General features: G+C 29.4%; 23 protein-coding genes and 1 riboswitch. Of the genes, 20 read left to right on the forward strand and 3 right to left on the reverse strand.

Features of this window, described 5'->3' with window-relative positions; all coding sequences use genetic code 11:
* From Tmeso_RS13005 to Tmeso_RS13065, 13 genes are all read left to right on the forward strand, one after another.
* The coding region (locus tag Tmeso_RS13005) for an RHS repeat-associated core domain-containing protein (protein WP_145993164.1) at positions 1-1,607 on the forward strand (1,607 nt) is incomplete at its 5' end.
* A 660-nt stretch (positions 1,608-2,267) separates the two neighbouring features.
* Positions 2,268-3,782 carry an RHS repeat-associated core domain-containing protein gene (locus Tmeso_RS13010; protein ID WP_099191890.1) on the forward strand — a complete coding sequence of 505 codons (1,515 nt, stop codon included), beginning with the start codon at positions 2,268-2,270 and terminating at the stop codon, positions 3,780-3,782.
* Positions 3,783-3,803: 21 nt separating this feature from the next.
* Positions 3,804-4,289, forward strand: a complete 486-nt coding sequence (locus Tmeso_RS13015; protein ID WP_099191892.1) for a hypothetical protein — start codon at positions 3,804-3,806, stop codon at positions 4,287-4,289.
* A gap of 690 nt (positions 4,290-4,979) precedes the next feature.
* Positions 4,980-5,696 (forward strand): helix-turn-helix domain-containing protein, encoded by a 717-nt coding sequence (locus Tmeso_RS13020; protein ID WP_187296356.1) that lies wholly within the window; start codon positions 4,980-4,982, stop codon positions 5,694-5,696.
* Between the two features lie 282 nt (positions 5,697-5,978).
* Complete coding sequence (locus Tmeso_RS13025; RefSeq protein WP_099191896.1) at positions 5,979-6,377, forward strand: hypothetical protein; 399 nt, start codon at positions 5,979-5,981, stop codon at positions 6,375-6,377.
* 20 nt (positions 6,378-6,397) lie between these two features.
* A complete protein-coding gene (locus Tmeso_RS13030; RefSeq protein ID WP_099191898.1) occupies positions 6,398-6,628 on the forward strand; it encodes a hypothetical protein in 231 nt (76 codons plus the stop codon).
* A gap of 538 nt (positions 6,629-7,166) precedes the next feature.
* Positions 7,167-7,709, forward strand: coding sequence for an ankyrin repeat domain-containing protein (locus tag Tmeso_RS13035; protein WP_099191900.1), 543 nt, complete (start codon positions 7,167-7,169; stop codon positions 7,707-7,709).
* Positions 7,696-8,040, forward strand: a complete 345-nt coding sequence (locus Tmeso_RS13040) for a DUF2185 domain-containing protein (RefSeq protein WP_099191902.1) — start codon at positions 7,696-7,698, stop codon at positions 8,038-8,040. Before Tmeso_RS13035 ends, Tmeso_RS13040 begins: the two co-directional genes overlap by 14 nt.
* Positions 8,041-8,671: 631 nt before the next feature.
* Positions 8,672-9,850, forward strand: a complete 1,179-nt coding sequence (locus Tmeso_RS13045) for a WG repeat-containing protein (protein ID WP_099191904.1) — start codon at positions 8,672-8,674, stop codon at positions 9,848-9,850.
* Between the two features lie 310 nt (positions 9,851-10,160).
* A riboswitch (SAM riboswitch) is annotated at positions 10,161-10,265 on the forward strand.
* Between the two features lie 90 nt (positions 10,266-10,355).
* The gene (locus Tmeso_RS13050) at positions 10,356-11,213 is read left to right on the forward strand and encodes a methylenetetrahydrofolate reductase (RefSeq protein WP_099191906.1); all 858 of its coding nucleotides are present in this window, start codon (positions 10,356-10,358) and stop codon (positions 11,211-11,213) included.
* A 5-nt stretch (positions 11,214-11,218) separates the two neighbouring features.
* Positions 11,219-13,591 (forward strand): homocysteine S-methyltransferase family protein, encoded by a 2,373-nt coding sequence (locus Tmeso_RS13055; protein WP_099191908.1) that lies wholly within the window; start codon positions 11,219-11,221, stop codon positions 13,589-13,591.
* A gap of 16 nt (positions 13,592-13,607) precedes the next feature.
* The gene (locus Tmeso_RS13060; RefSeq protein WP_099191910.1) at positions 13,608-14,279 is read left to right on the forward strand and encodes a hypothetical protein; all 672 of its coding nucleotides are present in this window, start codon (positions 13,608-13,610) and stop codon (positions 14,277-14,279) included.
* 13 nt (positions 14,280-14,292) lie between these two features.
* Positions 14,293-14,736, forward strand: coding sequence for an S-ribosylhomocysteine lyase (locus Tmeso_RS13065; RefSeq protein ID WP_099191912.1), 444 nt, complete (start codon positions 14,293-14,295; stop codon positions 14,734-14,736).
* 12 nt (positions 14,737-14,748) lie between these two features.
* Here the strand turns inward: Tmeso_RS13065 and Tmeso_RS13070 are convergent, their stop codons facing one another.
* Both Tmeso_RS13070 and Tmeso_RS16515 read right to left on the reverse strand, forming a co-directional pair.
* Positions 14,749-15,684: a DMT family transporter gene (locus Tmeso_RS13070; RefSeq protein ID WP_099191914.1), complete on the reverse strand. Its 936-nt coding sequence runs from the start codon at positions 15,682-15,684 to the stop codon at positions 14,749-14,751.
* Positions 15,685-15,779: 95 nt separating this feature from the next.
* A complete protein-coding gene (locus tag Tmeso_RS16515) occupies positions 15,780-15,941 on the reverse strand; it encodes a hypothetical protein (protein ID WP_187296357.1) in 162 nt (53 codons plus the stop codon).
* Between the two features lie 85 nt (positions 15,942-16,026).
* Between Tmeso_RS16515 and Tmeso_RS13075 the strand changes: the two genes are divergently transcribed.
* From Tmeso_RS13075 to Tmeso_RS13105, 7 genes are all read left to right on the forward strand, one after another.
* Positions 16,027-16,893 carry a hypothetical protein gene (locus Tmeso_RS13075; protein WP_099191916.1) on the forward strand — a complete coding sequence of 289 codons (867 nt, stop codon included), beginning with the start codon at positions 16,027-16,029 and terminating at the stop codon, positions 16,891-16,893.
* A 91-nt stretch (positions 16,894-16,984) separates the two neighbouring features.
* Positions 16,985-17,557 (forward strand): 5' nucleotidase, NT5C type, encoded by a 573-nt coding sequence (locus Tmeso_RS13080; protein ID WP_099191918.1) that lies wholly within the window; start codon positions 16,985-16,987, stop codon positions 17,555-17,557.
* Positions 17,558-17,631: 74 nt separating this feature from the next.
* Positions 17,632-18,117, forward strand: coding sequence for a hypothetical protein (locus Tmeso_RS13085; RefSeq protein ID WP_099191920.1), 486 nt, complete (start codon positions 17,632-17,634; stop codon positions 18,115-18,117).
* A 444-nt stretch (positions 18,118-18,561) separates the two neighbouring features.
* Positions 18,562-19,290, forward strand: coding sequence for a hypothetical protein (locus Tmeso_RS13090; protein WP_099191922.1), 729 nt, complete (start codon positions 18,562-18,564; stop codon positions 19,288-19,290).
* A gap of 427 nt (positions 19,291-19,717) precedes the next feature.
* Complete coding sequence (locus Tmeso_RS13095; protein WP_099191924.1) at positions 19,718-20,599, forward strand: ABC transporter permease; 882 nt, start codon at positions 19,718-19,720, stop codon at positions 20,597-20,599.
* Entirely contained in the window at positions 20,586-21,341 is a 756-nt protein-coding gene (locus Tmeso_RS13100) for an ABC transporter ATP-binding protein (protein ID WP_099191926.1), read from the forward strand. The genes Tmeso_RS13095 and Tmeso_RS13100 overlap by 14 nt, the downstream gene beginning before the upstream one ends.
* A 157-nt stretch (positions 21,342-21,498) precedes the next feature.
* Entirely contained in the window at positions 21,499-22,476 is a 978-nt protein-coding gene (locus Tmeso_RS13105) for an ABC transporter substrate-binding protein (protein ID WP_099191928.1), read from the forward strand.
* A gap of 167 nt (positions 22,477-22,643) precedes the next feature.
* Here the strand turns inward: Tmeso_RS13105 and fba are convergent, their stop codons facing one another.
* Entirely contained in the window at positions 22,644-23,585 is a 942-nt protein-coding gene (fba, locus tag Tmeso_RS13110) for a class II fructose-1,6-bisphosphate aldolase (RefSeq protein ID WP_099191930.1), read from the reverse strand.
* Between the last annotated feature and the right edge of the window lie 226 nt (positions 23,586-23,811).

The raw sequence follows: 23,811 nt of genomic DNA on the forward strand, positions 1-23,811 counted from the left end.
GTTTAGTAAAAGTTACAAATAAGCATGATGATGAAACAAGATATTTCTACGATGGATTTGGCAACAGAATAAAAACAATAGTAGGCTTAGACCATCCAGGTGGAGGAAATAGACCAGATAAACCAGGAAATGGCAATGGAAATGCATATGGACATGATAAAGAAAATCCAGGAAATAGTGGTAACCCACATCCAGGTTGGGGACATCAAAACAAAAGAGACTACATGGAACAAAACTTCGTAGTAGATATAACATCACAATATAATGATGTACTTATGATGTATGGAGATCACTATGAAATCCAAAGATACACATATGGATTAGATAGAATAAGCATGGATATGTGGATGCTTGAAGATGAGGATAATGGATGGATACCAAATGAAAGAGAAACAAATTTATCAGATAATCCAGAAAGATTGTACTACCTTCAAGATGAATTAGGAAGTACAATAAGAGTAATAGGAGAAGATGGAAAAACATCAGCACACTATAACTATGATGAATTTGGAAGACCACTATCATTTAAAAAGTTTGACCAAAACTGGCCAGGACCAGATAATACATTTGGATACACAGGATATCAATACGATGTATCATCAGAACTATACTATGCTCAAGCAAGATACTATATGCCAGAGATAGGAAGATTTATATCAGAAGATCCCTGGAATGGGGATTTATATCAACCGAATACATTAAATCCATATCCTTATGTGCTTAATAACCCATTAAAGTACGTTGATCCATTGGGATTAAAAGCAGAGAAAAGCTGGAATGGATGCTCTGGATTTGGATATCTTTCAGGAAGCACTAGTTTACAAGATAGCTATTTTAATACAATATCTTTTGAAAAAGATATGTTACCTAATGGAAATAAATATAAAAAGACAGTAGAAAATAATCGTATTATAATTGCTGAATATAACCATTCAGGAAAAATAATAAATAGATGGATGTTAGCAGGTCAAGTTGGAACAAAAGTAAAAGGTGGTCATGGAGACCAAATATATGTTAAATTGAATAAAAATACATTTTCAGCTACACGTTCAGGAAAAGTATATTCAAAAGAATGGTATAGTTATGATTTACCAATGAAAAAAGATGTAGTAGTAGATGCAGTTAAAATATCAGATTCTTTTCTTAGTAATGAAAATAATTTTATGTATTTTGACAAAAGTAAGAATAAATTTATTAGCAATAGTGAATGGCGAGATAATATTCATTATAAAGAACGGGTTACATTAAATTCTGATTATACTTTACCATTGACACCAAAAGATGCAAAAAAAGAAGGGTTTGTAGAACTACCAAGCCATAAAGCTATATATCATGGTTCACTAGAGGGAAATCTAAAATATGTTCATGCTGATGGACGAGAAGCTATTTATAAAGCAAATTATATATATGTAGAAAAGCAAATTAAAGCTGTTAAAGTAGTATCAAAAGTATTAAAAGGATACTCTCGTATGACATTAAAAGATAATCCTGATTATGGACCTACATATAATTATATAAATGCATCAGAAAGCGAAGCGGGTCATTATTTATTTGATATGCTAACATATTATTGGTGGCAAAGCACTCCTGAACAATATTCTAAATAAAGTTTGCTTAAAATAGTATCTATTATTATGAATTTGTTTATAAATTATTTTTGTATGGTGTTTATTCATTTTAATTTAGTATATGATATAAACACTATGTCAAATTCTTTGAAATGTATTTTTAAAAAGATTTTTTCGCTTTACTGATGAAAGGAGGAGAATGTTATTTTTCAAATAGTATTGCCTATAATAGTTCACATATTATTAAGTGTTTTATATTTAATTTTGATTATAGGTATTTTACCTATAGAATTATATAATATATTTACCATATTTGTCATACCTACACTTTATTTAGTAGTTAGTTTAAAGATAATATCTTACTGTAATAAAATTCAAAAGCCTAAGATTTTCATTAATACTTATAAAATATGTACTTTTTTAGCAACTATTTTTATATTAGTTGTTGAGATTTTATTTAGTGCTAGTTTTTATCGATAAACTTATTTTGTTGTAAAAAAATGTTAAGACTAAAAGAAAATACATGAATAAAGGTTATGATTGAAACGATATTGGGGATAATTTTATTGTTTTTAGATTTTTAATGTGAAGTTTAGAAAAATAATATAGATAACAATATTTATATACCAAAAAATAAAAAAATATAAAGAATAGAACCTTAAAGAGTATATTTATATATTCTTTTAAGGTTCTTTTTTTATGTATGGAGATCACTATGAAATCCAAAGATACACATATGGATTAGATAGAATAAGCATGGATATATGGATGCTTGAAGATCACGATAATGGATGGATACCAAATGAAAGAGAAACAAATTTATCAGATGATCCAGAAAGATTGTACTACCTTCAAGATGAATTAGGAAGTACAATAAGAGTAATGGGAGAAGATGGAAAAACATCAGCACACTATAACTATGATGAATTTGGAAGACCACTATCATTTAAAAAGTTTGACCAAAACTGGCCAGGACCAGATAATACATTTGGATACACAGGATATCAATACGATGTATCATCAGAACTATACTATGCACAAGCAAGATACTATATGCCAGAGATAGGAAGATTTATATCAAAAGACAGCTATAAAGGAACAATAGTTAATCCAGCTAGTTTAAATCTGTATATTTATTGTGAAAATAACCCTATTGTTTATATTGATCCTAGTGGACATGATAGAGGAAGTAGTCCATATATTAACAAAAATAAAATAGCAACAGGTACAAAAAATAGAGAAAAAACATTACAAATGGTTAAAGATTTCAACTCAGGAAAGAAATCATCTATACCAAAGCAAGCGCCAGTAAAAAAAACAATTAAAAAACCAAAACCAAAACCAAAACCAAAACCAAAACCAAAACCAAAACCAAAACCAAAACCAAAACCAAAACCAAAACCAAAACCAAAACCAAAACCAAAACCAAAACCAAAACCAAAACCAAAACCTAATAATAGTACAAAAACTAATAAGAAAAATCAACCAAAAGTAAATACTATAAATAAAGTTACTAAAGAAGTTGTAAATAACAAAACTAATAATAATTCAAATTGGAGTTGTGGCTTAAATGTAAATGAAGGTAATACACAACCCACTAAGAACAGGTATGTATTTGATTTAGAAGCAACAAATAAGTATTCGAGATACGTACAAGCTAATTACAATAATCCAAAGATGATGAAATTTGAAGAATTTCTAGAAGCTAACCCACAATTAGTTAGGACAAAATCTGAGTATATTGAAACACAAATAGATAGAGGAGTTAATACAACGGCTTTATATATATCTGGATATGGACTGGTTAAATTATGGGAAAACACTTATAATTATTACAATTTGAATAAGGGTACGGTAAAAACTGGTGATGATGTTATTCAGACAGACTTCATTGTTTCAAAAAATGGAACAGCTGTTCATGCTAATCAAACAGAGATGATAGATAGTATAACAGATGTAGGAGCTGTTAAGGTGGGGAATACAAGTCAAACCACAGAAGCAGGTCAGATTTTCCATATGGATACACCAAATGGACCAATGGAGATAAGAGTAATGGAAGGTAGAGTTGATGGCGGGGCTTATCAAGGTCCTAGAACGATTAACACCGTACCAGGAACAAGACAATATGTTTATCCAAATGGCTCTCCAATTACAGGTGCAGTTCCTAAAGTAGACAGAAAAGCCATTGGGCATATTCATGGTCAGTACAAATGAGAAATAGAATAGGAGAATGATATGGCAAAGTTATTAGAAAATTATAGAGAGGCACTGAACGAGTTGTTTAAAGACAGTACATATGTTGGCTTTTCGTTTGATACTAACTTCAGCCTTATGTTTAGTAGAAGTCAAAAGCGATTTATAGGAGACAAAGAATTACCAAGTAATTTTAAGCTTGTTATAACTTCTGAATGGAGAGTCGGGTCTAAAGTCGAATGGAGAGATTATAAGAAACAGTTTGACACTTCCAAAGCAGTTGAAGAAGATGAACCAGTACAAGCATTTATACTGTCGATATTAAGATGGTCGGAAGATTCAAGAGTATCTGATACTTCTGTTGTTGATGGTGAATTATGCATAACGTTCAATGATTCAATATCGTTGTATATCGATAATAACGAAGAGGAAGATTACTCATGGATTATTGAGCAAGTGAAGTATGATGTTAATGAATGTGAATGGTCAATAGTTTGTGAGGAGAATAGATTCTATATAAATTTTTAATGAGAGGGGCAATCAACCCAACCCAGTGCCTAACAAACCAAAACCATTATTACTACAAGAGGTAACCCTTGTAGTACCTGTGAGAAATTTTTCTGAAATTTCCCGCCCACTGGTTCTGGGTTAAGGCTTGAAAAAACGATGCATTTTCAGTCGGAAAATATCACAGAAAATTTTATCAAAATATCCAGTTACTATCTTGCTGACTGGGTATTTTTTTTGATTCATTTATCCATTGGCTTCTACCTGTAAAATTTCTAAATCAGGCGAGTGGGAATAAAATCTTGGAAATCTTCGCAACAATATAGCAGACCAAAACGACTTATAGATTAGGAGATAAGAACAACAACTTCCCTTATCCAGAAACACCTCCAATACATGATGCTTCGACTATTTTACCGAGATAGTTAAAGCATCTTTTTTCTTCTCTGGTAGGCTTGTTTAAAGCCGTTTTAAGCCACTTTTATTATCTGGGGGTATAACTGTATACCCCGAATAAGCACCTTATAATAGATATGCCTAGATACCTCTATGCTTTGATGGAATTCCCTTATCCTCGCCCGCTCATGGTCTATAAAAATATTTAGCTATTAAGTAAAAATTATTTCGCAACAAAAGATTACTTATATACGACTTAGAGAGTGAAAGGGCAAAGAGATGCTTTTTCCAATAAACGAAACGGAGGTCATTGACATGACAAATGAAAAGCAACTGGCGATTACAAAACAAGGAGCAACAGAAGTGATGAAAAAACTGGCGGAGGACGAGTATACGAAACTGTTCCATGAATATTTTGTTCAGATACCCCACAAGTTACTTCGGTGTATCAACATCAGTCTTCCCGCCAAGTTCATATTGTTTGACATTATTGCTTATATGGGGAATAAGAACCATGCATACCCATCTATTGAGGATTTGGCATTTAATTGTGGGGCATCCCATATCACAGTACAGAATCACATCAAGGAATTGGAGGACAAGAAGATTCTAAGGGTTGAAAGGAAACATAACAATACCTATTTCATTTACGATGAACTAAGGATGAACGGATACATTATACTTTCAGAAGTCCTTCATGCGTATCGAAGTAAGATGAAAGAGGTAAAGAATGTATCTGAAAGAACGAAGAATCAGCTGTTACGAGGGATGTTATGTTCAGATGTATATCAGGAAGCCTTGGAGCAGATTTGTGGGGAGAGGCAAAGAGAAAAGAGACAGGAGGATAAGGGGGACAATTATGTACCATATCAAATAAAAAGTGCAGTTGATAGCTTTAAGAAAGCCGTTGAAGCGAAGATTATGGCAGAATTGCCACAGGTGTATTCAGCACTTGATTTTGAGGATGTAGCAAAATTCAAAGAAAGGGTCATTGAATTAGGGTTCAACAGAAAAAACAAGTTGAATTCATAAATAAAATTATGAGAGTTAAGGCATAAGGAAATATTAAATTTGATAGGCATTTTTTACAAATTATAATTTTGCACCAAAACCGTATATCCATTCAGATGGTAGGGAAGCTATTTACAACAAAAAAACTGGAAAACTTTTAGATGATTCAGATCATGGACCGACATATAATTATGTACCAAACGATAACAATAAGCTAAGTAAAGCTTCAGCGGGACATTACTTGTTTGATATAATTCCATATTTTAGTGGGGAACTGTAAAAGAATAAAGAATGGAGGTTAATATGGAAGATAAGACATTATATCGAGAAATAACTAAAATTAAAAACAAAGCATTAGTAATATTAATTATATTGTTTAGTGTATTTCTAAATGTTACTATAATAATATTACCTGCAATGGCTTTTGATATTGATGTTAAAATTCCCGAATTAGATAAATTTACTAGATATACTATTTTAATGCTAGGTATAGGAGTTTATATTACATATATTTATGAATTTATACAACTATATAAGGGAGTAAATAAATATCTAAAGAATATGTTAGTAGATCAGATAAATGAAAATTTTATTGTAAGCTATATGAAATATAGAAGAAGCAACTGGTTGGAGGTGCTGTTTTATTTAATAAGTCTTACAGCATATATGTATATATTGATATTAATAGTAAGGTTAATATAGGTACATAAGGAGTGAACGTTTTGAACTTTAGCAATAATATACTTAGCCGATTAAACATACAGATATTTATAATTTTTATCAATATAGAGTATATGATAGATAGTATGTACTCTATAGCTGACGGGGCTTTTTTTGATCAAACAGATAAGATTATGTTAATTAGTTCTACACTGAATTTATTAATAAGCTTAGTTTTATATGGTATGTACTTAAAGAATAGAATGGATATAGATCATATAATGGTAAGTTAAGAAATAAATACCATAAAACTTATTAACAAGGTAGGAAAAGAATTAAACTATATATTAGCTAACTTAATAGTCTTTTCTATCTACTCATTCTTTTATTTTGTATATATGTTTGGTGTGCATTTGAGTCAATAATATAATGATAGAAGACAGAAAATTGTATCACAAATTAAGTTGAATTTATTTAAAGCACCGATAGAAACCATGGCGGTTATTTTATGATAGCCGTCCTTTTTTTGTATAGGTGTCTATCAAATTATAAACAATTTCAACCTAGCTATCGTAAATACGCACCACAATTCTTTTAAAGAAAAAATGAGGTGAAAGAGTCCTAAGTAAAACTACAATAAATAAAGTAAGTAGAGATACACTACTATAACTTAATACAGCACATTATAGAGCCTTAAGAAGTATTATATACTCTCTTAAGACTTCTTTTTTATATTCTAATGGATTCTTCCCCACACGATTTCAGACGTTAGGGGAAATAGCTGTCTTGAAATATCTAAAATGTAAAAGTGAATGAAAAGGAGAAGATATTTTGAAAATCACAAATGCTTTTGATGCTGTAAGGGATGGAACATATGAAGAGTTTATAAAATTTTATACTGGAAATATTAATGCTGTAAGTGATAGTTTGGGATTGAATTTGTTAAGTCTTGCAATAGCTAATGATAAGAATCCAAATGAAAAAATTAAAATAATAAAGTTTTTAATTCCAGAGGGTATTGACATTAATTTTACAGATAAAAAAGATAAGAGAAATGCATTACATATCTTTTATTTCAATGTACTGAGACCTTCTAGTGAATATATGTTGGAAGTTACAAATTTGTTAGTTGAAAATGGTATTGATGTTAATAGAGCGGATAAGTATAATGCGATTCCACTAAAGTATGCTATAATTATAACAAAACTAGCTACTCAAGATATTAAGTCAATTTATCAGTATTTACTTGAGCAAGGTTCAGACTATAATCATAAAGATATTTTTGAAAAATCTTGTGTAGATTATGCTAATGAATATTCTTGGCGAAATGATGTTATGAGAATAATAAAGGAGTTTGAAAATGGAAATAAATAATAATGATTATGGTGGATTCGTAGTATCTAAAAATATTGTGTCAGGCGTACCCATTAGATATTCTTTTCGTGAAAAAAGTTCAATACCACAATTAAATGGTTGGAATCTATATTCTATGAACGATGATGATGAATATGTTAATAATAGCAGTAATTTTGTGGTTTTAAGTGCAGAATCTATTTATAAACTTTCTCCTGTAGTCTTAGAGATTTTTGATGCACCATACGGAACAGATTTGTGCTGGTTATATGAAGAAGATGTGCACATAGGATTCTATGATTTAGTAGAAGATAGAGAAATTACAATAGACGAAATTTTAAAGAAGCATTAATTTGAATCAGGAAATTAATGGTATTTAAAATATGCATTAAGCTATAGAGAGTTAACTGTTAGGATTTAATAGTTTTGAAACAGTAGAAAAACTTATATGTGGAATCAAACCAATGAATATAATTAGGAAAGGGCAGGTTGAAAAAATTCAATGTGCCCTTTCTGAAATTGAATTCATAAATAAAATTATGAGAGTTAAGGAATAAGTAAATATTAAATTTGATGTGTATTTTTTACAATTTGTGATTTTGCACCAAAACTGAAGATAACAAAAATGGATGGATTCCAGATGAAAGAGAAACAAATTTATAAGATGATTCAGAAAGATTGTACTACCTTCAAGATTAATTAGGAAGTACAATAAGAGTAATAGGAGAAGATGGAAAAACATCAGCACACTATAACTACGATGAATTTGGAAGACCACTATCATTTAAAAAGTTTGCTCAAAACTAGCAAGAATCAGATAATACATTTGGATACACAGGATATCAATATGATGTATCATAAGAACTATATTTAAGTGAAGCAGAAGCGAAGTTAATGATGCAGCTTCTATACAAATAGGAATTGATGCATACAAAAAGTCTAGAAAAAAGAAAAAGTAGTTCTTTAAAACAAGGAGTGATTGAATGCTTGTAAAGGATAAAAAGAATGACATTTTAGAAAAAATATTTATTTGTGTAGTTATAATAGGTTTTCTAGGAGGATTTGCATATACATTCTATTATGATGCAACTAAGAATACAGAAAAGAGAATGCTTACAAAGGAAGAAATAGCAGTTTTATCAGATGATGATTTATTTCCTGTTAGGAAAAATAAGAAATGGGGATTCATTGATAAAAATGGAAATATTGTAATAAAGCCTCAATTTGAATATGCAGAAAAATTTTCAGATGGATTAGCACGTATAGAAACATTAGAAGGAAAATTTGGATATATTGATAAGTACAGCAATTTAGTTATTAAATCATATTTTGATGAAACGAGATCATTTATGTATGGATTTGCAGATATAAAATTAGGAGATAAATGGGGATATATAGATACAAAAGGTAATATAATAGTAGAACCGCAATTTGATGAATTAGCTCCATTTTCTAGTGGATTATCATCTGTAAAAGTTAAAGGTAAGTGGGGATGCATAGATACAAAAGGAAATATGGTAATTGAACTCAAATACGATGAAAGAATATTTCCTTTCATAGAAGGTTTAGCTCCCGTAAGCTTAGATGGCAGATGGGGACTTATAGATACAAATGGAAATATAGTAATACAGCCTAAATATGAATATATTGATGTATTTCAAGATGGCTTAGCTATTGTTACTATAAATGGTAAGCAAGGATATATGGATAAAGATGAGAAGATGGTTATTGAACCTATTTTTGATTTTGCAGGAACTTTTATTGAAGGTATGGCTAATGTTAAAGTAAATGGAAAATGGGGATATATTGATAGAAAGGGTGAATTTATAATTGAACCTAAGTTTGAAAATGCCAGCTATTTTTCAGATGGATTAGCATTAGTAAAAATTAATGATAAATATGGATATATTAACAGAAATGGTGATATAGTCATTGAAGCTAAATTTGATGAAGCTAGAGATTTTGTTGAAGGAAGAGCTGCTGTTGCACTTGAAGACGGTAATCTAATGTGGGGATTTATAGATGAAAAAGGAAATATTATAAAAAATATAGAATTTGAAGAAGTACAAGATTTTGAAAATGGTGTTGCTAAGTTATATTTAGATGGAGAATTGGGTTACATAAATAGGTCTGGAAGATACATTTGGATGCCAGATTATTGATGTCTAGATTTCCAAGATAGAATTTAGAAAAATAATATATAAAATAACATGTATATCAAAATATAAAAAAATATAAAGTATAGAGCCTTAAAGAGTATATTTATATATTCTTTTAAGGTTCTTTTTTTATGTATTGATACCAGATAATCCAGAAAGATTGTACTACCTTCAAGATGAATTAGGAAGTAGAATAAGAGTAATATAATTAAGATGAAAAAGCATCTAGATAAGATATTAGAAATTATAATAAATTCTAAAAAAGCTTGACATATATTTGAAGATGATATAGTATGTAAAAAAACAAAATAAACTCTTATCAAGAGAGATTGAGGGAACTGGCCCAGTGAAATCTCGGCAACCGGCACAAATGTGCATCGGTGCTAAATCCAGCAGCTAATTAGCTGAAAGATAAGCTTTCTATGAATTGTAACCTCTTTCAGTCGAAAGAGGTTTTTTTATTTAGGATTCTTATCTCTTTGATCTTAATAAGATAGGGAGGATTAACATGAAAAAATTAAGGGAAAAAATCAAACAAAATGAATTTGTAACCACTATAGAGATAGAACCACCAAAGTCCGGTAGTTCAGAATCAGAGATAGATAGGATACAAAAGTTAGCTCATTTAATAGATGGAGTTAATATACCAGATAACCCTATGGCGAATATGAGAATGAGCCCTATAGCTTTAGGGAGTATAGTACAAAGTAAGCTTGATATTGAAGCTATATTTCACTTTGCATGTAGGGATAGAAATATTTTATCTATACAATCAGAACTACTCGGTGCAAATGCTTTAGGAGTTAAAAATATATTAACATTAACAGGAGATAAACCAGAAATTGGAGATCATAAAAATGCAACTGGTGTATTCGATACTGACTCTATAGGTCTTACTCAAGTTGTATCTAAGTTAAACGGTGGATTTGATTTTAGTGGAAATAAATTAGAAGAAAAAACTGATTTTTTCATTGGCGGAGTAGTAAATCCATGTAGTGATGATTTAGAAAAAGAGATAGATAAGTTTTATCAAAAGATAGAAAGTGGAGTAAACTTCTTCCAAACTCAGCCTGTATTTGATATTAAAAAACTAGATAAATTCACAAAAAAAGTTGAACATATAGATGTTCCAATATTATACGGGCTTATGCCTTTAAAGTCTGTCAAATTTGCAAAGTATCTAAACAACAATGTTCCAGGGATAGATGTTCCTGATAAACTTATAGATAGACTTGATAAAGATGGGAAAAAAGAGACTTTAAATATATTAAAAGAGACATACTTGAATATAAAGAGTATATCAAAAGGGGTCCATATATTCCCTATGAAGGATTATGATTTAACTTTAGAATTATTACAGGGGTGATAGATATGAATAATATATTAGAAGAATTATTGGTGTTTGACGGTGCCATGGGAACTATGCTACAGGAAAACGGATTAAAGCCAGGTAGCTGTCCTGAGCTTATGAATGTAGATTATCCAGATAAGGTTATTAAAATACATGAAAAATATTTGAAGGCAGGGGCAGATGTTATAACTACTAATACATTTGGAGGAAGTAGTGTAAAACTTAAAGAGTATAGCCTTGAAGATAGAGTGTATGAGATTAACTCAAAAGCAGTAGAGATAGCTAGAAAAATAGCTGACAAATACAACAAATATGTAGCTGCATCTGTTGGACCTACGGGAAAATTCGTAGAACCTATAGGAAACAATAGTTTTGATGATATATATGAAATATTTAAAGAACAAATAAACGCTTTGGCAAGTAAAAATCCAGACTTTATACTTCTTGAAACATTCAATGATTTAGGAGAGATAAGAGCAGCTCTTTTAGCAGCAAAGGATGTATGTAATATACCTGTTATATGTACACTAACTTATGAAGGAGATAGAACATTAACAGGGGTTAGCCCCGAATCGGCAGCTATAGTATTAGAATCTTTAGGTGCTAGTGCTGTTGGAGTAAACTGCTCGGGAGGACCAGAGGAGTTACTGGAAGTTACTAAAAAAATATGTAAAACAACCTATTTACCTGTTATAGTTCAACCAAATGCAGGTCTTCCAATTATCAAAGATGGAAGTATACATTATCCACTAAATGGAGAAAATTTTATACAAAAAATTGAACCTTATTTTGAAATAGGAGTTAACATATTTGGGTCATGCTGCGGGTCAACTCCTGAGCATACTAAGTTTTTAAAAGAAAAAATTAAAAATTTTAAACTTATAGAAAGAGATTTAGAGGAAGTATCAATACTTGCAAGTAGAGAGGAAATAGTAAAGGTAGGCAAGAATTATCTTCCAAAAATAATAGGAGAGAGAATAAATCCTACAGCCAATAAAAAACTATCTCAAAAAATAAAAGATGGAGATTTTTTAATAGCTCAAGAAGAAGCACAAATTCAAGTTTCAAATAAAGCACATGTGATAGATGTAAATGTTGGTGTTGATGGAATTGATGAAGCAGATGTTATGAAAAATCTCATAAATCTGATTCAAAAGAATGTAAATGCACCTTTATCTATAGATTCAACAGATAAAGATGTTTTAGAGGAAGGTTTAAGAAATTATCATGGAAAAGCTATAGTAAACTCTGTTAATGGAGAAGAAAAAAGTCTTGAATCTATACTTCCTATAGTCAAAAGATATGGAGCAGGGGTTATAGGTCTTACTCTTGATGAAAAGGGGATACCAAATAGCGCAAAAGAAAGACTTGAAATAGCTAAGAAAATAGTCAATAGATGCATTGAATATAATATACCTAAAAAAGACATATACATAGATCCATTGTGTATAAGTGTATCTACAGATAGCAACGCAGCTATGGAGACTTTAAAGAGTATAAAAATTATAAAGGAAGAATTAGATGTAAACATAGTTTTAGGTGTCAGCAATATATCTTTTGGGCTTCCAAGTAGAAGTAAATTAAATAGTTCATTCTTGTCTATGGCTATTTCAAATGGATTAGACCTTGCAATACTTAACCCATTAGATGAAAATATTATGAATTCTTATCAAGCAGCATCTGTTTTATCGAATAGAGATGAGAATGCAATTAATTATATAAATTTAAACAGTGAAAAAAGTATTATAAAAACTGAAATAGGTGAATTAAATGACATTATATCAGTTGATCAACTTAAAAAATGTATAGTAAACGGGTCATATAAGGCATTAGATATAGCTAAAAAACTATTAGATGAAAAAATAGATAAATCCGAGATAATAGATGAAGGGTTGATAAAGGCACTAGATATAGTAGGTCAGAAATTTGAAAACAAGGAGTACTTTCTTCCACAACTGATGCTTAGTGCAGAAATAGTTGAAAAGATATTTGATATTATAAAGAATACATTAAGTTTTGAGCTTAAAAGTAAGGCAACTATAGTGATAGGAACTGTCAAAGGAGATGTACATGATATAGGAAAAAACATGGTAAGTGTTATGTTAAGATCACATGGATATAAGGTAATTGATTTAGGAAAGAATGTGCCTGCTGATAAGTTCTTAAATGCAGCTAAAGAAGAAAATGCAGATATAGTATCTTTAAGCGCCCTTATGACAACTACTATGGGTGAAATAACTACAACTATAGATTATATAAGAAAGGAACTTCCCGATATTAAAATAATAGCTGGAGGTGCAGTAGTTACAGAAGAATTCGCAAAGAAATCAGGTGCGAATGGATACAGTGAGGATGCAGTTGGTGCTGTTAAACTTGTAGATTCATTAATATGATATATGGAGAAATTTTATGGATGTAAATGTTTTATATAATTTTAATATAGATAAAGAAATGGACAGTATACGCCAAAGCATAGATGAACTAAGAGGATTAGAAGATGAAGTATTAAAGCTTAAAAAATATATAAAGCCCTGTATTTATTATAAAGATATGAAGATAAAAAGCATAGAAAAGGATAAGGTAATACTAGATGAAATAGATATAGATAGTGCTTATCTATCAAAAGGTCTTTTAGGATGCCATAAGGTAACATTAATAGCTCTTAGTATAGGGGATGAGCTACCTAAGTATACACAAAAAAAATATCTTGAATCAAAGTTTAGTCAAAGCTCTATAGCAGATATTTTAGGCTCACATGCAGTTGAGATATTAATAGATAAATTCCATAATTATTTGATAAGCAAAAATCTTTTAAGAGGAGTTCATTCATCTTTAAGATTTAGTCCAGGATATGGAGATTGGGATTTAACATATCAAAAAAATATATTAGATATTTTAGAAACTCATAAAGATATAGATGTAAGCTCGAACTTTTTATTACAACCTATAAAATCAGTAACAGCAATTATAGGTTGGGCACATCAAATAAGAGAAAGAGATTATCCAACTGGATATAAGAACGACATATGCAAGGGTATAAATACATGCTCAAGCTGTAGAACATGGGCTTGTAAAAAATAAAGGGGGATCTAATATGAAAAATATCGTAGTTGAAAGCTTTACAATGGACCACACTAAAGTCACAGCTCCATTTGTAAGAAAGTGTGGAAGAATTCAAACTCCTAAGGGGGATATAATAAGCAAGTTTGATTTAAGATTTACTCAACCTAATAAAGAGGCTATACCAACTGCATCTCTTCATGCTATAGAGCATCTGATGGCTGGATTTATAAGGGAAGAATTGAATGATGTAGTAGACTTATCTCCTATGGGATGCAGAACAGGATTTTATCTTATATTAGTAGGGGATATAGAAGAAGAAACTGTTTTAAGAGCGCTTATAAATAGCCTTAAGAAAGTACTAGAGGCTGATGAAATCCCAGCTGTTAATGAAATACAGTGTGGGAACTATAGAGATATGTCGCTCTTTGGAGCTAAGGAATATGTTAAGAACGTTTTAAGTAAATTGGTGCACTAACTAAAAAAGAAGCTAATTAGCTTCTTTTTTTTGTTCTGTTGCTTTTTTATTTTCTATTTTAGGAGAAAAGTAATTTGCTCCAAATATTCCTATTATTATAAGTACACATCCGATTATATGGTAATAAAATATTTTTTCATTAAGTATTAATGCACCAGCTGATATTGATACTATTGTAGATATATTGAAGAATACGCCTACCTTTGAAGCTTCTATTTTAGACAAAGAGTAGTTATTAAGAATAGCACTTACAAGGGTAGACAAAATGGATAAATAAAGTATTGGCCCTATAAATGATATATTTTTAAATAATGATACTGCATTGTTGAAACTGCTACCATTTGAAATGAACATAATTAAAAATACGATAAATCCAAATAACTGCATAAAAAAGCATATTTCAACTGGTGTAAATTCCTGTGAGAATTTTCTTGATAATATGCTGAATGTAGAAAAACATATGCAAGAAATAAAAATTAGAACTATTCCTAATAAATTATTTAAGTTTAAAGACATACCTTTCATTGAGAATATATATATAACACCAAGTATTGAAAGAATAATAGATAATGCTTGCTTTATATTAGTTTTCTCTTTTAAAAATATAATACTAAAAATTAATATTATAGCTGGTGTTAAAGCACTTATAATCCCAGCCTCAGACGATGATGCATATTTAAGTCCAAAGCTTTGAAATAAGAAAAATCCACTTGGGAAAAATATAGACATAAAAACAAGTTTTTTTATATTCTTATCTTTCAAATTAACATTAACTATTTTAAATACAATGGTCAATGTTATAACTATAAAAGATATAAAGAATCTTAAAAATAAAGTAGTTATAGGATCAGTAATGGTCACAGCTTTTTTTGTAAATAAAAAAGAAAGTCCTACGATTATATTACTTAAAATAACAGCTAAATAACCAAGTTTGTTATTATTGTTCAACTAAAAACCTCCCTTGTAATTTATATATAGATGAAAACTAAAATATTATATCTAAAAATACAAATAAATACAAGTGAAGCAATTATTTGAAATATCTATTTTTTTGGTAAAAAGTTTTTATTACACTCTTTTTTGTCCATATTCTCTAAATAAGAATATACCTTTATAGGCAACTTAAATATCCTAGTTACAAAGAAGTAGACAATAAATATTAAAAAAATCATACTTAATATTTGGAATATAGGCGAAACATTCATAATAAGACCTCCTCGAAGTGTATAAAATTTCATCTATCAAACAATAATATAGTAATATTGAAAAAATATTAAGAGGTGAAATTTTATGAATAAAATTTTATTATTTATAATATACTTATTTCCTATAGTTATAATTCTAACATATAAAAATAAAAATAAATATATGTTTACACTAATGTATGTACTGACGTTATTGTCCATTTTTGTAATGAATAGAGATATGGATGAGAGCATCCAGGCTATTAAATACGAAAATAATAAAATAAGAAATATGATAAGTATAAATAATACCAATAAGAAAATAGACTATGAAAAAAATAAGGAACAAAAGATTGTGTTCAAACAAAAAGTAGATAATCAGATAAATTCTAATGAAGAAAATTTGCAAGAAGAAGTTCTGGATGACAATTCGCATTTGCAGGTTATAAATTCTAATAAAACATATGGTAAGAATTTAAATAAAGATCAAGTAGATGTTAAGAATAGTTTGAATAATGTTGATGAAGACAATAAAAAGGAAACTGATGAAATAAAAATGTTTAATGATTTTAAAAAAGAAATACAAGATATAGAGAAACAAGGTCTTGTTCCACTTAGAAACTGTTATGGAGTTTTAAAAAAATTACAAAAGGGTAAAGCTAATATGGATGAGTTATTGGAAGAAGCTCAAAATAGCAGGCAAAAATGTGAACAAGTAGAATTAATGTATAAAGAGTTGGAAGTTCCTGAGTTTAAAGATGAAGAGAATACAAAGCTTCTAGAGGATGCAAAGTTAGATATACAAAAGGCCTTTTATATAAGAAAAAAGGCCATGGATTACGGTATAGAGTTTTTAGACAATAAGAATCCAAAGTATATAATTAAAATAAAAGATAGTTTGAAATTATCGGATAAATTGGTTCATAGTTGTATTGATAAAATGAATAAGGTCAAGTCTAATATTAAAAAATAATAAGAGTCTTTGTTTTACTTGATTTTTATATAAAAATATACAATAATATAATAAGTGGCTTATTTAGAGGTTTGTTTTACGGAGGTAATAGATGAAAAAATTAAACATTTGTATAGATATAGACGGAACAGTTACTGATCCATATTATTTTATTGAATATTTTAATGATCATTTTAATAAAGATTTAAAAGAAGAAGATATGAATACGTGTAAATTAGAAGATTTATATGATACAACTCTTGAAGAAATACTTGAATTTTATACTCATAAAGGTTATGATATACATCTTAGTGCAAATCCACTAGATTCATCGAGTGAGATTATACACGAGCTTAATAAAAAGCATAATTTGTATTTTGTAACGGCTAGAAATGAAGGATTAAAGGATGTAACAGAGGAATGGATGAGGGTCAATAATTTCCCTAAAATAAAGGTATATTATCTAGGCGGATATTACAAGGTGGATAAGGCTAGAGAATTAGACTGTGATTTATTCATAGAAGATAATCCTCAAAATACTGAAGACTTGGCCAAGTCCGGAATACAGGTACTTCTAATGGATGCAAATTATAACAAGGATATAAAGTTAGAAAATGTAACAAGAGTTATGAATTGGAATGAAATAGAAAATATAATAGATACAATGTCGTTATCCAAAAGCTAAGATAGAATTGCATAGCTTTTGGAGTTGAAAAAAATCCATCTGAATTAAGTTTCACTGTATAGGAGGGGGAAATTTTGATAGAGATAACTTTTGAAAATAAACAAGGTTCAAAAACGGTTAAAAGTGAATCAGTAGAAGAAATTTTGACTGTAAAGGCTGACTTTGGATATGTAAAGGATATATCAGATTCTATAAACCAAAAAGATATTATGGTATTTGATTGTAAATTAGATAAATCTGTTTTTAAATTTGAATTTTTAGAAGAAGAAGAGTATGAACAATACGATGTAGATCAAGAAGAATATTTACAAGTTTTGTTTGAAGATATAAAAATGTATTTAAAAGAAATATGTGATGATGTAGCAGATGATCTTCAAGAAGAATACAAATATGAAGATATAAAATGCAAATATGAAATTTATGATTTAGATGAAACTTTTACAGATGTTAAGTTTGTAATCTGTATTTCATTTAAAAATATAGAAACTGCAAAGTTAGTTGATCTAGCTAGAATAGTTTCAAAAAGACAATTAAAAGGTTCTTCAAAGTATTTCAACTAGAAAATAGGTATCTCTTATGAGATGCCTATTTTTTATTTGGGTTTTGTGGGTTATCAAAAACTTTCTATGAAAATACCGTGAATACAACAATATTTTGAATACAACTAAGTTTTTACCTTATTAATAATCCTAAAATTTATGAACTCCCTACGGTCAAACACATAAATTTTTTGACGGATTATTAAACGATAAAATCTAAGTTATAGTAGTCAAAATATCTAAAAGTATTCACTAACATTGTCATAGAAAGTTTTAAATATACTATTATTATCATCTTCAATTTTACATCGCCATATGCTAAAGCAAGTATAACTATTCTAAATGAGTTTTGAGGGTGAGAACTTAATTATGTTTCGGTAATATGGAAATTAATTGAAATAACTTGTTGTTTTATAGTAATATATATTTGATTGTGTAATTAGTTACTAGGAAGGTGGTGGTGGGATGAATAATAAGATAAAAGCTGGAATTTTGATATTTTTAATGTCAATTACTTTTTATATGATGCTTACAACTCCGTATACTCATGCTTTAGGAGATTATATATTAGAATTTGTTGGATTAAGGGCGTGGACTGGTGATTATAGTGGTAACCATCTAACGATAATATACTTTGGAATTCTTTTTATGATATTTTTACATTTAGTAGGAAAGTATGCTATAGATGGGTTGAATATTAGAATAAGAAGTGTGTTTTTGATTTTTGTAGCATTAATTATTATATTTTACTCAATTGTAGGAATGACTGCAAAAAATATAAAGAAAAATTCTTCTGGATTATTAGCAATAGGATATAATCCTGCGAATAGCAGTATGGATTATAGATTAGAAAATAATAAGTTTGTTAAATTTACGGCTGAATTTGAACTAACTAATTATAGTGATGAAAAAAAGACTTTTTATTTGAGTATTGATAGTTCTTTTGATAGAGAAGATGGAATAGAGTATATTAGTTTTTATACTTTTGATGGAGAGCTAGCAGTGTTTGAGTTAGAAGGTAATGAGACTAAATCATTTTTATTAAGTTTAGATAATTATAATGTTACTTGGGATAAAAATTTGGAAAATGCATCTGGAGGTGGAACGGTTCAAGAACTTATATTAACTAGTGATAAGGGGCATAAAGTTAGACTAGATAATAGAAATTTTTTGGGATTTGAATTAGGGAGATGATAGTATTTTCTTGTTTTTCATTTCAATTAATTTTAAAAAAAATATTGACAAATAGTTTATTTGAATATACAATCAATGTTAAATAAATTTTAGAAAAAATATTTGAGGAGAGATGAAGAATGAATAATTTATTAAATATAAAAAATAGCTTCTTTTTTAATAGCAAATTTAGATAGGGTTTGTGTCTAGTTTGAAATAAAAACATAGATGCAAGCCCCGAATTCGTACGAAAACGAAATCGATTAAACATTTAGGGTTTGTATCTATGTTGGCTATTAAATTTGAAAAATTATTCATTCTTTAATATATGAATAAAAGCCGCATAGGTAATCTATGCGGCTTTTTTATATCTATTATTATATAAAGCCGCATGGAAAATTCCGTGGGGCTTTTTTTATATAAGTTAATTGATGAGAGGAGAATGTATATGGATGCATTAGTTGGAGTAGTTACGCAAAGTTTAATTTTAGGAATTATGGTATTGGGGGTGTATATAAGTTATAAAATATTAGATTTTCCAGACATGTCTGTGGATGGAAGTTTCTCATTAGGAGGAGCAATTATAGCTGTATCTTTGAAAAATGGTTTTTCACCTATTACAGGATGTATATTTGCAATTGTTGGAGGTTTAATAGCAGGTTTTTTAACTGGAATTTTGAACGTTAAATTGAGAATTTCAAATCTGCTGTCAGGAATATTAGTAATGGGAATTTTGTATTCAGTTAATTTAAGAATTATGGGTAAGGCGAATGTTGCTTTATTTAACATGAATAACATATTTAAATCAGGTTTTTCTTCGATAGTAATTTCTTTGGTAATTATATGTATATGTAAAATTTCATTAGACTTATTTTTAAAAACGGGACTTGGATATACATTAAAGGCTGTTGGAGATAATTCTCAAATGGTTCAATCACTTGGTATAGAAGTTGGGAAAATTAAGATTCTAGGACTAATGATATCAAATGGATTGGTTAGTTTTTCAGGATGTATTATGGCTCAGTATCAAGGCTTTTCAGATGTATCTATGGGGATGGGAACTCTTGTTTTAGGAATTGCTTGTATTATTATAGGAAAATCCTTTATAAGTAAAATATTTAAAATCAAGGAAACAAACATAGTTATTTTAGGGACTATCTTGTATCAGCTTGTTATTTATATAGCTTTAAATGCAGGATTAACTTCAACAGATTTAAAGCTTATTACTTCTTTTATAATAATTTTATTCTTATCCTTAGGTGATTTTAAAAATCCTATGTTAAAACAAAAAATATCTATTTTGAGGAGGGGTATATATGCTAAAAATTAACAAACTATCCAAAAGCTTTCAAAATCCATATGGGCAAGATAAGAAATTATTTGAAAATCTTTCACTAGAAATAAATAAAGGAGATTTTGTAAGTATTATAGGTAGTAATGGAACAGGAAAATCGACCTTATTAAATATCATATCAGGTGTTTTAAAAGAAACTTCAGGAGAAATTTTTTTAGAAGATACAAATTTAACATCACTACAAGAACATGAAAAAACTAAAATTATAAGTAGGGTTTTTCAAAATCCATCGATGGGAACATGCCCTTCAATGACAGTTAGAGAAAATTTATCTCTTGCTTTAAACAAAGGAGACTTACTAAACTTCAAAAAATGTCTTAGGTATGAAAATCAGAAATTGGAATACCTGTTAAAGGATATATCACTTGATTTAAAGAGGTATTTAGACATAGAAGCTAGGTACTTATCAGGAGGACAAAGGCAATCACTTTCCCTTATTATGTCTTGTGTAAATAATCCAAAACTTCTTCTTTTAGATGAACATACCGCAGCTTTAGATCCTAAAACATCTAATGAGATTATGAAATTAACAAATAAGATTGTAAAAGAAAAAAATATAACAACATTGATGGTAACACACAATCTAAGTCATGCACTCAAATATGGAAATAGATTAATTATGCTACATAAAGGAGAAATAATACTAGACGCAAATGAAGAAATGAAAAAGAGATTAACGGTTGAAGATATACTCAAAAAATTTGAGTATACAGTATAAAAATTCGCTTTATGCTATCGCATAACTCATGTCGCCAACGAGTCCTACGGGCTCGTTGCTCAAAAATAGTTGCAAGTATATCTATTCTAACAGGGTTATTTACAAAACAAAGTTATAGCTTTATATATAAGTATAAATTATAGTAGGAGGTATTTTTATGAAAACAACAAAATTAGTAAAGAACATGATTTTAATGGGGTTAGTGGGAGTTAGTGTATTAACTGGATGCGTAACAAAAAATGATGAAAAGATTAAAATAGGTATCACTCAAATAGTAGAATACAGTGCTCTTGACGAAAATAAAGAAGGATTTATTAAAGCACTTGAAGACAATGGATACAAGGATGGAGAAAATATAGATATAGATTTTCAAAATGCTCAAGGAGATATATCTACAACGCAGACTATTGCTAAAAATTTCGTATCTCAAAACAAGGACTTAGTTTTTGCTATATCAACACCTTCAGCACAAGCAGCTTATAATTCAACTAAAGATATACCGATAGTAATTAGCGCTGTAACAGATCCAGTTTCGGCGGGGCTTGTTGAATCTTTAGAACAACCAAACACAAATATATCTGGAACAAGTGATTATATTTCTGTAAATAAACAGTTAGAATTAGTAAAAACTTTAGTTCCAGATGCTAAAAAAATAGGAGTTATATATAATACGAGCGAAGTGAATTCTGAAATTCAAGTAAATGAATTGAAAAAATATTGTAAAGAATACGGGTACGCTGTTGTTGAAGTAGGGGTTACTAGTACGAATGAAGTGAATACTGCTATAAGTAGTTTGGTTAGTAAAGTAGATGTATTATATGCACCAACAGATCAATTAGTAGTATCTTCAATGCCAATTATAGTTCAAAAAACTCAAGAAAAAAATATACCAATTATTGCATCTGAAAAAGGCTCAGTGGAATTAGGAGCTCTAGCAACTTGTGGTATTGATTATTATGAACTAGGATATGAATCAGGAAAAATGGCAGTTGAAGTTCTAAAAGGAGAAGATATTTCTAAGATGCCTATGAAAACAGGAGAAAAAATGGAAATAATAATAAATGAAGATGCATTAAAAAATCTTTCTATACAAAAACCTGATGATGAAAGAATTGTTTATATAAATACAAAATAAAATTCGCTTCATGCTAACGCATGGCTCATGTCGCCAACGAGTCCTACGGGCGCCGTTGCTCAAAATAGTTGATATTGTAGTTCTTTTGTAAATACTATCAATGTATTAAAAACTATATAATTTCTTAATAAATATCAAAAGGGTGTCTAAATAGACACCCTCACAATTTATTTTAATTTTAAAGCAGCGCCAGAAGCACCGAATACGTCTTTTATCTTATGTTGTACTATCTTCTTGATTGCATCTCTACCTGGTGCTAAGTATTTTCTTGGGTCAAACTCAGCTGGGTTTTCAGCTAATACTTTTCTAACAGCTGAAGTCAGAGCAAGTCTAAGGTCTGTATCTACGTTTATTTTACATACACCGTATTTAGCAGCTTCTCTTAGCATTTCTTCTGGAACACCTTTAGCTCCTGGGATATTTCCTCCGAATTCATTGCACATTTCAACATATTCCTGAGGAACAGAAGAAGCACCATGAAGAACTAATGGGAAGTTAGGAAGTAATTTTGTTATTTTATCAAGTCTTTCAAAATCAAGCTTAGCATCACCTTTGAACTTGTAAGCACCATGGCTAGTACCTATAGCTATAGCAAGTGAATCAACACCTGTTCTTTCAACAAATTCAACAGCTTGAGCAGGATCTGTATAAGTAGCATCTTCAGCACTTACATTAACATCATCTTCAACACCAGCTAATTTTCCAAGCTCAGCTTCAACCACAACTCCTCTTTCATGAGCATAGTCCACAACTTTTTTAACAAGAGCTATATTTTCTTCAAATGGAAGGTGAGATCCATCTATCATAACAGATGAGAATCCATCATCTATACATTGTTTACAAACCTCAAAACTATCACCATGATCAAGGTGAAGAGCAATTGGAAGTTCACTTTCTTCAATAGCAGCTTCAACTAATTTCTTTAAGTATATAGAATTAGCGTATTTTCTAGCCCCAGCAGAAGCTTGAAGAATCACGGGAGCGTTTTCCTCTTTTGCAGCAGCAATTATTCCCTGAACTATCTCCATGTTATTAACATTGAATGCACCTATAGCGAAATTTCCCTCATAAGCAAGTTTGAACATTTCCTTAGTAGTAACTAATGGCATAATAAAATTCCTCCTTTAATATATGTAGTTAAAAATAATATATGTAGTTAAAAAATTCGTCTAATGCTACGCATTGACTCATGTCTCCAACGAATCCTATGGACTCCGTTGCTTAAAATAGTTGAAAATGTAGTTCTGCTATTAAAAATATTAATAAAATTAAAATTTTATAACGAATAGGAAATTATATTCATTTAGAATCTTTCAAAGAAAGACTTTTTTATAA

The sequence above is a fragment of the Tepidibacter mesophilus genome (assembly GCF_002724055.1).
Taxonomy (GTDB): Bacteria; Bacillota; Clostridia; order Peptostreptococcales; family Peptostreptococcaceae; genus Tepidibacter_A; species Tepidibacter_A mesophilus.